This window comes from Pseudomonas sp. GW823-FHT02F05, assembly GCF_058797315.1.
Genome location: NZ_JBXAJM010000019.1, coordinates 89077 through 104170 on the forward strand (window position 1 = coordinate 89077; position 15094 = coordinate 104170).

Below are 15094 nucleotides of genomic sequence, written 5' to 3' on the forward strand. Positions count from 1 at the left end.
TCGAGCAGGCTCCAGGGTGAGAGGGCGTTCAATCCGAAAATGCTCAAGGCTGCCTCGATCAGTTGTTCAGGGCTTGCACGCGTACCCGTGCGGTACCGCTGCGCAGCATGCGCAACTGCTCGGCAGCCTTGCGTGAAACGTCGATCAGGCGGCCACGGGTATGCGGGCCGCGATCAGTGATACGCACCACGACAGAACGGTTGTTGTCGAGGTTGGTCACCTTGACCTGCGTACCGAAGGGCAGGCGCCGATGGGCGGCGGTCAAGGCGTTCTGGTTGAAAGGTTCACCGCTGGCGGTTTTCTTGCCATGGTGCTTGGCGCCGTAATAGGACGCGGTGCCGGTTTCGTCGTAGCCGTTGGGGTCGATGAGGCCGCTGGCGCAACCGGCCAGCAGGGAGGACAGGGCCAGGAGGCCGAGTAGACGCTTCATTTCAAGATGTCCCCGTTGGATCGTTCCCACGCAGAGCGTGGGAACGATCATGGATCAGCCTTCGAGCTTGCTTTTGAGCAGTTCGTTCACCTGTTGCGGGTTGGCTTTGCCCTTGGAGGCTTTCATCGCCTGGCCGACAAAGAAGCCGAACATCTTGCCGCGCTTGGCTTCGTCTGCGGCGCGGTATTGCTCGACCTGTTCGGCATTGGCCGCGAGCATTTCATCGAGCACGGCCGAGATGGCGCCGCTGTCGGTGACTTGTTTGAGGCCACGCTTCTCGATGATCTCGTCGGCATTGCCTTCACCGGCGGCCATCGCTTCGAACACGGTCTTGGCAATTTTACCGGAGATGGTGTTGTCCTTGATGCGCAGCAGCATGCCACCCAGTTGTTCGGCGGTGACCGGCGCGTCGTCGATTTCCAGGCCCTGTTTGTTCAACAGGCTGCCCAGCTCGACCATCACCCAGTTGGCCGCCAGCTTGGCGTCGCCGGCAATGCTCACGACTTTTTCGAAGTAGTTGGCTTGTTCACGGCTGGAGGCCAATACGCTGGCATCGTAGACCGACAGGCCGAATTGCTCCTGGAAGCGCTCGCGTTTTTGCTGCGGCAGTTCCGGCAGGGTGGCGCGGATGTCATTGAGGAACGAATCCTCCAGCACCACCGGCAACAGGTCCGGGTCGGGGAAGTAACGGTAGTCGTTGGCTTCCTCTTTGCTGCGCATGGCGCGGGTTTCGTCTTTGTTCGGGTCGTACAGGCGCGTTTGCTGGATCACCTTGCCGCCGTCTTCGATCAGCTCGATCTGGCGACGTACTTCGCTGTTGATCGCTTTCTCGATGAAGCGGAACGAGTTGACGTTCTTGATCTCGCAGCGGGTGCCGAACTCGACCTGGCCCTTGGGGCGGATCGACACGTTGCAATCGCAACGCAGCGAGCCTTCGGCCATGTTGCCGTCGCAGATGCCCAGGTAGCGCACCAGCGCGTGGATGGTCTTGACGTAGGCCACGGCTTCCTTGGCGCTGCGCATGTCCGGCTCGGACACGATCTCCAGCAGCGGCGTGCCGGCACGGTTCAGGTCGATACCGGTGGCGCCCGGGAATTCTTCGTGCAGGCTTTTGCCGGCGTCTTCCTCCAGGTGTGCACGGGTGACGCCGACGCGCTTGATGGTGCCGTCTTCCAGGGGAATGTCCAGGTGGCCCTTGCCGACAATCGGCAGTTCCATCTGGCTGATCTGGTAGCCCTTGGGCAGGTCCGGGTAGAAGTAGTTCTTGCGCGCAAACACGTTGTGCTGCCCGATTTCGGCGTCAATCGCCAGGCCGAACATCACCGCCATGCGCACCGCTTCCTGGTTCAGCACCGGTAGCACGCCGGGCATGCCCAGGTCTACCAGGCTGGCCTGGGTATTGGGCTCGGAGCCGAACGTGGTGGCGCTACCGGAGAAAATCTTCGATTGGGTGGCGAGCTGGGTATGAATCTCCAGCCCGATCACAACTTCCCATTGCATAGTGTTCTCCTCAGAAGCCGGTAGGGGTGCGGGTGTGCCAGTCGGTGTTCAACTGGTACTGGTGCGCCACATTGAGCAGGCGGCCTTCCTGGAAATATGGGGCGAGCAATTGCACGCCCACCGGCAGGCCATCGACGAAACCTGCGGGCATGGACAAGCCCGGCAAGCCCGCGAGGTTGGCGGTGATGGTGTAGAGGTCTTCCAGGTATTCGGCGATCGGGTCGCCGGTCTTGGCGCCGATCTTCCACGCCAGGTTCGGCGCGGTCGGGCCGAGGATCACATCGACTTCTTCAAAGGCGGCCATGAAGTCGTTCTTGATCAGGCGACGGATTTTTTGCGCCTTGAGGTAGTACGCGTCGTAGTAGCCGGCCGACAGGGCGTAGGCCCCGACCATGATCCGGCGCTGCACTTCACTGCCGAAGCCTTCGCCACGGGAGCGTTTGTACAGGTCGGTGAGGTCTTTTGGGTTCTCGCAGCGGTAGCCGAAGCGCACGCCGTCGAAACGCGACAGGTTGGAAGAGGCCTCTGCTGGCGCGATCACGTAGTAGGCGGGAATCGCGTGCTGGTTGTTCGGCAGGCTGATTTCCTTGATCACGGCGCCAAGCTTTTCCAGCTCTTTGATGCTGTTTTGCACCAGTTCGGCGATACGCGGGTCGAGGCCAGCGCTGAAGTATTCCTTCGGCACGCCGATGCGCAGGCCCTTGATCGAGGTGTTCAGGCTGGCGCTGTAGTCCGGCACTGGCTCGTCGATGCTGGTGGAGTCCTGTTTATCGAAGCCTGCCATGCCTTGTAACAATATTGCGCAGTCTTCAGCCGTGCGTGCCAGAGGGCCGCCCTGATCGAGACTTGAGGCGTAGGCGATCATGCCCCAACGGGAAACGCGACCGTAGGTCGGCTTCAGGCCGGTGAGGTTGGTGAAGGCGGCTGGCTGGCGGATCGAACCGCCGGTATCGGTGGCGGTAGCGGCCGGCAGGAAGCGTGCGGCCACGGCCGCAGCCGAACCACCGGACGAACCACCCGGGACGTGTTCCAGGTTCCACGGGTTTTTCACCGCACCGTAGTAGCTGGACTCGTTGGCCGAACCCATGGCGAATTCGTCCATGTTGGTCTTGCCAAGGGTCACGGCGCCGGCGGCGGCCAGCTTGGCGACCACAGTGGCGTCGTAGGGCGCCTTGAAGTTGTCGAGCATCTTCGAGCCGCAGCTGGTGCGAATGCCCTGGGTGCAGAACAGGTCCTTGTGGGCGATCGGTGCGCCGAGCAGCGCGCCGTTCTCACCGTTGGCGCGACGGGCGTCGGCGGCCTTGGCCTGGCTCAGGGCTAGCTCCTCGGTGAGGCTGATGAAGCTGTTGACCTTCGGATCGAGCGCGGCGATACGCGCCAGCAAGGTCTGGGTCAGCTCTTCGGAAGAAAACGATTTGTCGGCGAGACCGCGGGCGATCTCGGCCAGAGTCATGTGATGCATGAAAGGCTCTTTCCCTTTAGTCGATGACTTTCGGAACCAGGTACAGGCCGTTTTCGACCGCTGGCGCGATGGACTGGTAGGCCTCGCGATTATTGCGTTCGGTCACGACGTCTGCGCGCAGGCGCTGGCTGGCTTCCAGTGGGTGAGCCAGGGGCTCGATGCCGTCGGTATTCACGGCCTGCATTTGGTCGACCAGCCCGAGAATGCTGTTCAGGGCTGCGGTGGTCTGTGGAAGATCGGCATCATTAAGGCCAAGCGAGGCCAAATGTGCGATTTTTTCCACGTCGGAGCGTTCAAGCGCCATGGGATTCTCCAGTGGAAAACAGAACGGAGGGCGTCCGTGTGTTAGATTGTCGGAACACTACCGCATTTCTACGGTCATAAGGCCGCGATTGTGGGGGTTGGTGCACAGAAAGTCGGCCAATTTAGCACATTGGCGCCTTGCCCAAAATCCCTGTCGTTGTTAGAGTTTGCCGCACTTTTTTACCCACGCGTTGCCTAGGGTCCTTTCCCCATGTTCAAGAAACTGCGTGGCATGTTTTCCAGCGATCTCTCCATTGACCTGGGCACTGCCAACACCCTTATTTACGTGCGCGAGCGCGGTATCGTTCTGAATGAGCCATCGGTTGTGGCCATTCGGACCCATGGTAATCAGAAAAGTGTCGTTGCCGTTGGCACCGAGGCCAAGCGCATGCTCGGCCGTACACCAGGCAATATTGCTGCCATTCGTCCGATGAAGGATGGCGTGATCGCCGATTTCAGCGTCTGCGAAAAGATGCTGCAGTACTTCATCAACAAAGTTCACGAAAACAGTTTCCTGCAGCCCAGCCCTCGCGTGCTGATCTGCGTTCCGTGCAAGTCCACCCAGGTGGAGCGTCGCGCCATCCGTGAATCGGCCCTTGGCGCCGGTGCCCGTGAAGTATTCCTGATCGAAGAGCCAATGGCGGCTGCGATCGGAGCCGGCCTGCCGGTGGAAGAAGCGCGCGGTTCGATGGTGGTGGATATCGGTGGTGGTACTACCGAAATCGCCCTGATTTCCCTGAACGGTGTGGTGTATGCCGAATCCGTGCGCGTGGGCGGCGACCGCTTCGACGAAGCGATCATCACTTATGTGCGTCGTAACTACGGCAGCCTGATCGGCGAATCCACCGCCGAGCGCATCAAGCAGGAAATCGGCACCGCTTACCCAGGCGGTGAAGTGCGCGAAGTCGATGTGCGCGGTCGCAACCTGGCCGAAGGCGTTCCACGTGCCTTCACCCTGAACTCCAATGAAGTGCTGGAGGCTCTGCAAGAGTCCCTGGCCACCATCGTTCAGGCGGTGAAAAGTGCCCTGGAACAATCGCCGCCGGAGCTGGCTTCCGATATTGCCGAGCGTGGCCTGGTACTGACCGGTGGTGGCGCCTTGCTGCGCGACCTCGACAAGTTGCTGGCCCAGGAAACCGGCCTGCCAGTGATCGTCGCCGAAGACCCGCTGACCTGCGTTGCCCGTGGCGGTGGTCGTGCGCTGGAAATGATGGATAAACACACCATGGACCTGCTCTCCAGCGAATAAGATTGCCTGGATGGTTCATGCTTCGTCGGCAGGCAGCACTTTGCAGTGCTGCCTGTTGGCGTTTATCTTCTTCAATCTGCATCCAGGCCGGTTTGATGCCGTATGAATAAAGAGAACATTTGCCTGGGAGGAGCGGCTTATTAAACCGCTTTTCGCCAAAGGCCCCTCATTGGGTGTGCGCTTATTGGTGCTGACCGTGCTTTCGGTCGCGCTGATGGTGGTCGATGCCCGCTTTGCACTGCTCAAGCCGGTGCGCAGCCAGATGTCGCTGGTGTTGATGCAGACCTACTGGATCACCGACCTGCCGCAACGTCTCTTCCAGGGCGTGTCCAGCCAATTTGGCAGCCGCACCGAACTGGTCGCCGAGAACGAAAAACTCAAGACTGAAAACCTGCTGTTGCAGGGGCGCATGCAAAAGCTGGCGGCCCTCACCGAGCAGAACGTTCGGCTGCGCGAGTTGCTCAATTCTTCCGCGCTGGTCAACGAAAAGGTCGAAGTGGCCGAGCTGATCGGCATGGACCCCAACCCCTTTACCCACCGCATCATCATCAACAAGGGTGAGCGCGACGGTGTGGTGCTTGGCCAGCCGGTGCTTGATGCCCGTGGCCTGATGGGCCAGGTGGTGGAGTTGATGCCCTACACCTCGCGGGTGCTGTTGCTGACGGATACGACCCACAGCATTCCGGTGCAGGTCAACCGTAACGGCTTGCGCGCAATCGCCAGCGGCACCGGTAACCCGGAACGCCTGGAACTGCGCCATGTGGCCGACACTGCGGACATCAAGGAAGGCGACCTGTTGGTCAGCTCTGGCCTGGGCCAGCGCTTCCCGGCGGGTTATCCGGTGGCGACGGTCAAAGAGGTGATCCACGATTCCGGCCAGCCGTTCGCTATCGTTCGGGCGGTACCGACTGCCGCGCTGAACCGCAGCCGTTACCTGCTGCTGGTGTTCAGCGACAACCGCACCCCGGAAGAGCGCGCTAACGACGCTGCCCAGGCCCAGGAAGCGGAGGACCAGCAGAATGGCACCGCGCCTATCGTGCCGGCCACGGTGCCAAAACCTGCTTTTGTTGGCCCACCTGCACCCGCCCCAGCCACGTCACCTGCACCGGCAGCTGCAGCACCTGTGGCAACGCCGGCCAAACCTGCCGCGCATAACGCGCGCCCGGCTAAACCGACCGCCGCTCCGGCCACCACACCGCAGAGGGGGGACTAATGGCGGGTACTCATTCACGCAATGGCTGGATCGTCTGGCTGACCTTCGCCATCGGCTTGCTGCTCAGCGTCTCGCCGCTGCCGCAGTTCATGGAAATCCTGCGCCCGCTCTGGCTGGCCTTGTTGCTGGCGTTCTGGTCATTGAACCTGCCGCACAAGGTGGGCATGGTCACGGCCATGTGCCTGGGTTTGGCCGAAGATGTGTTGTATGGCACCTTGCTGGGCCAGAACGCGTTGATCCTGACCCTGATTACCTTTCTGGTGCTGTCGCTGCAGCAGCGCTTGCGCATGTTCCCGATGTGGCAGCAGTGCCTGGTGATCCTGGTGATCTTCGGCCTGGCGCAGTTGGTGCAACTATGGCTGAGCGCCTTGACCGGCAACCGTCAGCCTACGCTGGCGTTGGTCTTGCCGGCGCTGGTCAGTGCATTGTTGTGGCCCTGGATCAGCTTTGGCCTGCGCGGGCTGCGTCGTCGCTATAAAATCAATTGAATGGTTGCGAGGCTCTGCCTGGTTATCGAACTCAACAGGGAGAGGCTGCAATGAATTCGCTTTACCTGGCCTCGGGCTCCCCGCGGCGACGTGAACTTTTGACCCAGATCGGTGTGCCCTTCACCGTGGTCAGCGCCGCTATTGATGAAACCCCTCTTGCCAACGAGCCTGCCGTTGCCTATGTCGAGCGTCTTGCGCGCGGCAAGGCGACGGCGGGTTTTATTGCGCTTGGCCAAACCCTGGGCGCCTGTGTATTGGGCGCCGATACGGCTGTGATCGTGGATGGCCAGATCCTGGGCAAGCCCGTTGACCAGGCCGATGCGCTGGCGATGCTGATGGCGCTTTCCGGTCGAGAACATGAAGTGCTCACCGCCATTGCCCTGACTGACGGCCAGCGTTGCGAAACCCGATGTGTAAGCAGTCGTGTACGTTTTCGCGAGGTTTCTGTTCAGGAGGCTACCGCCTACTGGCACAGTGATGAACCGCAGGACAAGGCCGGCGGCTATGCTATCCAGGGGTTGGGTTCGGTGTTCGTTGCCGGGCTCAATGGCAGTTATTCCGCGGTGGTGGGCCTGCCTGTGTGCGAAACCGCGCAACTCCTGGCGCAATTCGGCATACCCTGTTGGCAAAACCTTACCGTGCGCTGAACGTCGTCCTCCAGCGCCCAGCCTTAAGCGACCGGTCACTATTGTGAAAACGCCTGAACGAGACCCAGCCATGAGTGAAGAGATTCTGATCAATATCACGCCGATGGAATCGCGCGTGGCGGTGGTAGAGAACGGTGTTCTGCAAGAAGTGCATGTCGAGCGCACCCAGAAGCGCGGGATTGTCGGCAATATCTACAAAGGCAAGGTGGTGCGCGTACTGCCAGGTATGCAGGCGGCATTCGTCGATATCGGCCTGGACCGCGCTGCGTTTATCCACGCTTCGGAAATTTCCCTGCGTGAAGGCCCTGCGGTAGAAAGCATCAGCGCCCTGGTGCACGAAGGGCAGAGCCTGGTGGTACAAGTCACCAAGGACCCAATCGGTTCCAAAGGCGCACGCTTGACCACCCAGTTGTCGATCCCCTCGCGCTACCTGGTGTACATGCCGCGCACCGCCCATGTCGGCATTTCCCTGAAGATCGAAGACGAAGCCGAGCGCGAACGCCTGAAAAAAGTAGTCAGCGACTGCGTGGCTGCCGAGGGCATCAAGGAAGCGGGCGGTTTTATCCTGCGTACGGCCGCTGAAGGCGCCGGTGCCGACGAAATTCTCATGGATATTCGCTACCTGCGGCGCCTGTGGGACCAGATCGACGCACAGATCAAAACCATCGGTGCGCCCAGCGTCATCTATGAAGACCTGGGCCTGGCGTTGCGCACGTTGCGCGATCTGGTCAGCCCGAAGATCGAGAAAATTCGCATCGATTCGCGGGAAACCTTCCAGCGCACCACGCAATTTGTTGCTGAGTTGATGCCAGAAATCGCCGATCGCCTGGAACACTACCCCGGCGAGCGGCCGATATTCGACCTGTATGGCGTCGAAGACGAAATCCAGAAAGCCCTGGAGCGCAAGGTGCCACTCAAGTCCGGCGGCTACCTGGTGGTGGACCCGGCAGAAGCCATGACCACCATCGACGTCAACACCGGTGCCTTCGTGGGCCATCGCAACCTTGAAGAGACGATCTTCAAGACCAACCTCGAAGCGGCCACGGCCATCGCTCGTCAACTGCGCCTGCGTAACCTGGGCGGCATCATCATCATCGACTTCATCGACATGGAAGATGAAGAGCACCAGCGCCAGGTGCTGCGTACGCTTGAAAAACAACTGGAGCGCGATCACGCCAAGACCAACATCATCGGCATCACCGAGTTGGGCCTGGTGCAGATGACCCGCAAGCGCACGCGTGAGAGCCTGGAACAGGTACTGTGCGAGCCGTGCAGCAGTTGCCAGGGGCGCGGCAAACTGAAGACCCCGGAAACGGTTTGCTACGAGATTTTCCGTGAGATCCTGCGGGAGGCACGCGCCTATCAGGCCGAAGGTTATAGAGTGCTTGCCAATCAGAAGGTGGTGGATCGCCTGCTGGACGAAGAGTCCGGTAACGTCGCCGAACTGGAAAGTTTTATCGGTCGCACCATTCGCTTCCAGGTCGAAACCATGTATTCCCAGGAACAATACGACGTGGTGTTGCTCTGATCCCCAACTGTGCATTTTCTTCGAGACCGGCAGACCTTGATCTGCCGTCCGCTAACCGTTTTTTGAGGGTCGCCTGACATGGAGCGTCTGATACGCTTTTTTGCCGCCTTGACCCGTTGGGGCCTGGGCCTGTGTGCGTTGTTGCTGGTATTGGCGGCGGTGTACGTGAGCCTGGGACGCGAACTCACCCCGCTCGTGGCCGAATACCGCGCCGAAGTCGAGGCCAAGGCCCAGGCTGCGCTGGATACGCCGCTGCATATCGGCAGCCTTGAAGGCCGCTGGAGCGGGTTTGCCCCGGTATTGCTGGCCCACGACGTCATGGTCGGCGAGGGCAGCAGTGCCTTGCGCCTGGACCAGGTGGAAGTGGTGCCGGATATGTGGGCCAGTCTGTTGGCCCGCGAAGTGCGTATCGCCCATCTGCAAGTCAGTGGTTTGCAACTGAGTGTCAAGGAAGACCAGGACGGCCGCTGGACCCTGCAAGGCTTGCCGGTGCAGGACGACCAGCCGTTGGACCCGCAACAACTGCTGACGCGCATGCAAATGGTCAAGCGCGTGTCGGTGCTGGACAGCCAGGTGACCCTGCAACCCTTCGACCAGGCACCAGTGACCGTGACCTATGTGGGCCTGAGCCTGCATACCGGCATGAGCCAGCAGCGTCTGGACGCTCGCCTGACATTGCCCGATGGCCAACCGTTGGCGGTCAGCCTGCGTAGCCGCATTCGTGCCAGCCAGTGGCAAGACGCTGAGGTCGATGCCTACCTGAGCCTGCCGCAGAGCGACTGGGCCAAGTGGATTCCCGCCAAACTGACCCAGCAATGGAAGCTGACGCAATTGAAGGCTGGCGGCGAGTTTTGGCTCAGTTGGGCCAAAGGTACGGTGCAAAGCGCTGCCGTGCGCCTCAATTCGCCCCAAGTGAAGGGCAGCTACGCCGACCGTAAGCCGGTGCACCTTGAAAACCTGGCCCTGACCGCCTACCTGCAACGCAGTGACACTGGCCTCAAGGTGCTGTTTGATTCCCTGGCGATGAACATTGGCGAAACCCGCTGGGAGTCGCGCCTGCAATTGCAGCAAAGCCTGGCGACCGACAAGGAACAGGAAGTGTGGAAATTGCAGGCCGACCGCCTCGACCTGACCCCCATTACCCCGTTGCTCAACGCCTTGGCGCCGCTGCCAGACGGTTTCGCCAAGGCCGTCGAACACCTCAAAGCCACTGGCCTGTTACGCAATGTGCTGGTGGACTTCCGACCGCAAGACACCACCGACCGCAAACTCAGTTTTGCCGCCAACCTGGAGCGTGTCGGCTTCGATGCCTACTTTGGCGCGCCGGCCGCACGCAATGTGTCCGGCAGCATCAGTGGCGACCTGGGCCAGGGTGAGTTGCGCATGGACAGCAAGGACTTTTCCTTGCATCTGTATCCGATCTTCGCCAAGCCGTGGCAGTACATCCAGGCGAATGCGCGCCTGACCTGGAAGCTGGACAAGCAAGGCTTCACCCTGATCGCCCCGTATATCAAGGTACTGGGCGAGGAAGGCAAGGTGGCGGCGGACTTCCTGATTCGTCTGCATTTCGACCACAGCCAGGAAGACTACATGGACCTGCGGGTCGGCATGGTCGATGGCGATGGCCGTTTCACCCCCAAGTATCTACCCGCCGTGTTGAGCCCGGCGCTGGATGAATGGCTGCGCACGGCGATCCTCAAGGGCGCGGTGGACGAAGGCTTCTTCCAGTACCAGGGCTCGCTCAGCCACAATGCGCTGCCCGCATCGCGCAATATCAGCCTGTTCTTCAAGGTGCATGATGCCGAGCTCGCCTTCCAGCCGGGCTGGCCTCATGTGAACAAGGTCAATGGCGAAGTGTTTGTCGAGGAGAGCGGCGTACGCATTCTGGCGAGCAAGGGCCAGTTGCTCGACACCCAGGTCAAGGATGTCTACGTCAATATCCCCCACGCCCCAGCGGGCGGGGACAGTCATCTGCTGCTCACGGGCGGGTTCTCCGGCGGCTTGGGCGACGGCCTGAAGATCCTTCAAGAAGCCCCTATCGGCACGGCGTCTACGTTTGCCGGCTGGAAAGGCGAGGGCGACCTGCAAGGTAGCCTGGACCTGGACGTACCGCTGGCCAAAGGCACTGAGCCCAAGATCGTGGTGGACTTCAAGACCGACAAGGCGCGCCTGCAATTGGCCGAGCCGCCGCTGGACCTGACCCAGCTCAAGGGTGATTTTCGCTTCGACAGCGCCAAGGGCCTGAGCGGGCAGAAGATCTCGGCCCAGGCGTTCGACCGCCCCATCACGGCGCAGATCTTTGCCGAAGGCAAACCGGGCAATATCAGCACGCGGGTGACTGCCAATGGCCAGGTCACCGTCAAGCGCCTTACGGACTGGTTGAAAATCAGCCAGCCGTTGCCGGTCTCCGGCGATATTCCGTACCAGTTGCAAGTGATCCTGGACGGCGCGGACAGCCAGTTGATGGTCAACTCCAACCTCAAGGGTGTCGCGGTGGACCTGCCGGCACCGTTCGGCATGCCCGCCAGCCAGGGGCGTGACAGCACCTTTCGCATGACCTTGCAGGGTGCTGAGCGCCGTTACTGGTTTGATTACGGCGAGTTGGCGAATTTCACTTTTGCCGCGCCGCCGGACAAGTTCAATGATGGCCGCGGCGAACTGTTCCTCGGCGACGGCGATGCCGTGTTGCCCGGTGCCAAGGGCCTGCGCATTCGTGGCGTGCTGTCGGAACTGGATATCGATCCCTGGAAGAAACTTGTGGATCGCTACGCGGGCAATGATCCAGGTGGCAATGCCAAGCAACTGCTCAGCGGTGCGGACTTCAAGGTGGGCAAACTGACCGGGTTTGGTACCCAGTTTGACCAGGTCAGCTTGCAGCTCGATCGCAAACCAGCGGCCTGGGGCCTGCAACTCGATAGCCAGCAAGCCAAGGGCGCGGTGAACCTGCCGGACGCCAAAGGCGCGCCGATTGCGGTCAACCTCAAGTATGTGAAATTGCCTGCGCCAGACCCGACCGCGCAGGCGGACGAAAACGCGCCGGACCCGCTGGCCGATATCGACCCAAAAAGCATTCCGGCGCTGGATATTGCCGTCGACCAGCTGTTCCAGGGCTCGGACCTGATCGGGGCCTGGTCGCTGAGGATCCGCCCCACCGCCAAAGGGCTGGCCTTCAATAACCTCGACCTTGGCCTCAAGGGCATGCTGCTCAAAGGCGCCGGGGGTTGGGAAGGTGCGCCAGGCGCCAGCAGCAGTTGGTACAAGGGCCGCCTTGATGGCCGCAACATTGCCGACGTGCTCAAGGGCTGGGGGTTTGCGCCTACGGTGACCAGCGAAGACTTTCATCTGGACGTGGATGGCCGCTGGCCGGGGTCGCCGGCCTGGGTCGGGCCCAAGCGGTTTTCCGGCAGCCTGGATGCCGCGTTCCGCAAAGGTCAGTTCGTCGAAGTGGAGGGCGGGGCCCAGGCATTGCGAGTGTTTGGCCTGCTTAACTTCAATTCCATTGGGCGGCGTTTGCGTTTGGACTTTTCCGACTTGTTCGGCAAGGGCTTGAGCTACGACCGGGTCAAAGGCTTGTTGGCCGCCAGTAATGGCGTGTTCGTGACCCGCGAGCCCATCACCATGACCGGGCCTTCCACCAACCTGGAGCTTAACGGCACCCTGGATCTGGTTGCTGATCGCGTCGACGCCAAATTGCTGGTCACCTTGCCTGTGACCAACAACCTGCCGATTGCGGCGCTGATTGTCGGTGCTCCGGCCATTGGTGGTGCGCTGTTTTTGATCGACAAGCTGATCGGTGACCGGGTTTCGCGCTTCGCCAGTGTGCAATACAAGGTGCAAGGCCCCTGGAAGGATCCAAAAATCACCTTCGACAAGCCATTTGAAAAGCCAAACTGAGAGCCTGTGGAGTAGCATGGCCCCATGCCCTGTATGGAGTGTCGGCCCATGTCCTTTGCGGTAATTCAAATGGTCAGCCAGAGTGACGTGCTGGCCAACCTCGCCCAGGCGCGTCGCCTGCTGGAGCAGGCGGCGGCCGATGGTGCGAAACTCGCGGTGCTGCCAGAGAATTTCGCCGCCATGGGCCGCCGCGACCTGGCCGACATAGGCCGTGCCGAGGCGTTGGGCCAAGGGCCTGTGCTGCCCTGGTTGAAACAGGCCGCCCGCGACCTCACCTTATGGATAGTGGCCGGCACATTGCCGCTGCCGCCCAAGGACCAGCCCCACGCCAAACCCAATGCTTGCTCGCTGCTGATCAATGATCAGGGTGAAATCGTCGCTCGCTACGACAAACTCCATCTGTTTGATGTGGACGTGGCGGATGCTCGCGGTCGTTATCGCGAATCTGACGACTATGCTTTCGGTAACCATGTGGTGGTGGCGGATACGCCGGTGGGCCGTGTGGGGTTGACGGTGTGTTACGACCTGCGTTTCCCCGAGCTGTACAGCGAGTTACGTGCGGCGGGGGCTGAACTGATTACCGCGCCCTCGGCCTTCACGGCGGTGACCGGGGCTGCACACTGGGATGTGCTGATTCGCGCACGTGCCATCGAAACCCAGTGCTACCTGCTGGCAGCCGCCCAAGGCGGTGTGCACCCAGGCCCACGGGAAACGTTTGGCCATGCGGCGATTGTCGACCCTTGGGGCCGAGTGCTGGCGCAACAGGATGAAGGCGAAGCGGTGTTAATGGCCGAACGCGATAGCAGTGAACAGGCGTCGATACGGGCGCGCATGCCGGTGGCCAATCACCGGCGCTTTTTCTCGCAGGGCGCGCAGCGGCCTGCTTCAGAACGATGAATTTAAGGCCAAACCTATGAGCGAGTTGTTGTCCTCAGTCAGTGATCACCTCCTGGCACCCGGTGGCGTGACCATCGAAAGCCTGCAAACCGTACTTGGCGATCTGGCCGGGCCGGGTATCGATGCGGCTGACCTGTATTTCCAGGGGCAGATTTCCGAGTCCTGGGCGTTGGAAGATGGGATCGTCAAGGAAGGCAGTTTCAACCTTGACCAGGGCGTAGGCGTTCGCGCGCAATCGGGTGAGAAGACCGGATTTGCCTACAGCAATGCGATCACCCTAGAGGCCCTGGGCCTGGCGGCGCGTGCCGCCCGTTCGATCTCCCGTGCCGGGCAGAATGGCACGGTGCAGGCGTTCAGTACCCAGGACGTGGCGCAGTTGTATGCGCCGGATAACCCCTTGGAAGTGATCAGTCGTGCGGAAAAGGTAGAGCTGCTCAAGCGTATCGACGCTGCTACCCGTGCCTTGGACCCGCGTATCCAGCAAGTGACCGTGAGCATGGCTGGCGTGTGGGAGCGCATCCTCGTGGCGTCAACCGACGGTGGGCTGGCGGCGGATGTACGGCCGCTGGTGCGTTTCAATGTGAGTGTGATCGTCGAACAGAACGGGCGCCGCGAGCGCGGTGGCCATGGCGGCGGCGGACGCACCGACTACCGTTATTTCCTTGCTGACGACCGTGCCATGGGCTATGCCCGTGAGGCGCTGCGCCAGGCATTGGTCAACCTGGAAGCGATTCCCGCGCCGGCCGGCACCTTGCCGGTGGTGCTGGGTTCGGGTTGGTCTGGCGTGTTGCTCCACGAAGCCGTGGGCCATGGCCTGGAAGGCGATTTCAACCGCAAGGGCAGTTCCGCCTACAGCGGGCGCATGGGCGAAATGGTTGCGTCCAAGCTGTGCACCATTGTCGATGACGGCACCCTGGCCGGCCGCCGTGGTTCGCTGAGCGTCGATGACGAAGGCACGCCGACCGAATGCACCACCCTGATCGAGAACGGCGTGCTCAAGGGCTACATGCAAGACAAGCTCAACGCCCGCCTGATGGGCGTGGCGCGCACCGGTAACGGTCGTCGTGAGTCCTATGCGCATCTACCGATGCCGCGCATGACCAACACCTACATGCTCGGTGGCCAAAGCGATCCGGCAGAAATCATTGCCTCGGTAAAACGCGGTATCTACTGCGCCAACCTCGGCGGCGGCCAGGTGGATATCACCAGCGGCAAGTTCGTGTTCTCCACCAGCGAGGCGTACCTGATCGAAGACGGCAAGATTACCGCGCCGGTCAAAGGGGCGACGCTGATTGGTAACGGGCCGGAAGCCATGAGCAAGGTGTCGATGGTCGGTAACGACCTGTCGCTGGACAGCGGCGTGGGCACGTGCGGCAAGGATGGACAGTCGGTGCCGGTAGGTGTTGGCCAGCCAACTTTGAAAATTGATGCGATTACCGTGGGTGGCACGGGATCGTAGGAGCCGGAGCTTCGGGTGGCGAAG

12 protein-coding genes are annotated in these 15094 nt (G+C 61.2%); 8 read left to right on the forward strand and 4 right to left on the reverse strand.

Annotated features, from left to right (window positions below):
• Positions 1-58: 58 nt before the first annotated feature.
• Genes AC1RAC_RS21790 through gatC form a run of 4 tightly spaced genes read right to left on the reverse strand, consistent with a single transcriptional unit; the run spans position 59 to position 3696 of the window.
• The gene (locus tag AC1RAC_RS21790; protein WP_034126298.1) at positions 59-430 is read right to left on the reverse strand and encodes a septal ring lytic transglycosylase RlpA family protein; all 372 of its coding nucleotides are present in this window, start codon (positions 428-430) and stop codon (positions 59-61) included.
• A gap of 54 nt (positions 431-484) precedes the next feature.
• Entirely contained in the window at positions 485-1930 is a 1446-nt protein-coding gene (gene gatB, locus AC1RAC_RS21795; RefSeq protein WP_054897023.1) for an Asp-tRNA(Asn)/Glu-tRNA(Gln) amidotransferase subunit GatB, read from the reverse strand.
• A 10-nt stretch (positions 1931-1940) separates the two neighbouring features.
• Positions 1941-3392, reverse strand: coding sequence for an Asp-tRNA(Asn)/Glu-tRNA(Gln) amidotransferase subunit GatA (gatA, locus tag AC1RAC_RS21800; RefSeq protein ID WP_014716920.1), 1452 nt, complete (start codon positions 3390-3392; stop codon positions 1941-1943).
• Between the two features lie 16 nt (positions 3393-3408).
• Complete coding sequence (gene gatC, locus AC1RAC_RS21805; RefSeq protein ID WP_003188556.1) at positions 3409-3696, reverse strand: Asp-tRNA(Asn)/Glu-tRNA(Gln) amidotransferase subunit GatC; 288 nt, start codon at positions 3694-3696, stop codon at positions 3409-3411.
• 210 nt (positions 3697-3906) lie between these two features.
• Between gatC and mreB the strand changes: the two genes are divergently transcribed.
• The 8 genes from mreB (at position 3907) to tldD (ending at position 15070) form a co-directional block, all read left to right on the forward strand.
• Positions 3907-4944: a rod shape-determining protein MreB gene (mreB, locus tag AC1RAC_RS21810; RefSeq protein ID WP_002555108.1), complete on the forward strand. Its 1038-nt coding sequence runs from the start codon at positions 3907-3909 to the stop codon at positions 4942-4944.
• A 139-nt stretch (positions 4945-5083) separates the two neighbouring features.
• On the forward strand, positions 5084-6157 hold the full coding sequence (gene mreC / locus AC1RAC_RS21815) for a rod shape-determining protein MreC (protein WP_072447076.1): 1074 nt from the start codon (positions 5084-5086) through the stop codon (positions 6155-6157).
• Positions 6157-6645, forward strand: coding sequence for a rod shape-determining protein MreD (gene mreD, locus AC1RAC_RS21820; protein WP_003188558.1), 489 nt, complete (start codon positions 6157-6159; stop codon positions 6643-6645). The genes mreC and mreD overlap by 1 nt, the downstream gene beginning before the upstream one ends.
• A gap of 50 nt (positions 6646-6695) precedes the next feature.
• Entirely contained in the window at positions 6696-7292 is a 597-nt protein-coding gene (locus tag AC1RAC_RS21825) for a Maf family protein (protein WP_492616983.1), read from the forward strand.
• A gap of 70 nt (positions 7293-7362) precedes the next feature.
• Positions 7363-8820 carry a ribonuclease G gene (gene rng / locus AC1RAC_RS21830; protein ID WP_003188562.1) on the forward strand — a complete coding sequence of 486 codons (1458 nt, stop codon included), beginning with the start codon at positions 7363-7365 and terminating at the stop codon, positions 8818-8820.
• A 78-nt stretch (positions 8821-8898) separates the two neighbouring features.
• Positions 8899-12714 carry a YhdP family protein gene (locus AC1RAC_RS21835; protein ID WP_492616984.1) on the forward strand — a complete coding sequence of 1272 codons (3816 nt, stop codon included), beginning with the start codon at positions 8899-8901 and terminating at the stop codon, positions 12712-12714.
• A gap of 48 nt (positions 12715-12762) precedes the next feature.
• Positions 12763-13611 carry a carbon-nitrogen hydrolase family protein gene (locus tag AC1RAC_RS21840; protein WP_492616985.1) on the forward strand — a complete coding sequence of 283 codons (849 nt, stop codon included), beginning with the start codon at positions 12763-12765 and terminating at the stop codon, positions 13609-13611.
• A gap of 16 nt (positions 13612-13627) precedes the next feature.
• Positions 13628-15070 carry a metalloprotease TldD gene (gene tldD, locus AC1RAC_RS21845; protein ID WP_003188566.1) on the forward strand — a complete coding sequence of 481 codons (1443 nt, stop codon included), beginning with the start codon at positions 13628-13630 and terminating at the stop codon, positions 15068-15070.
• Positions 15071-15094 lie beyond the last annotated feature (24 nt).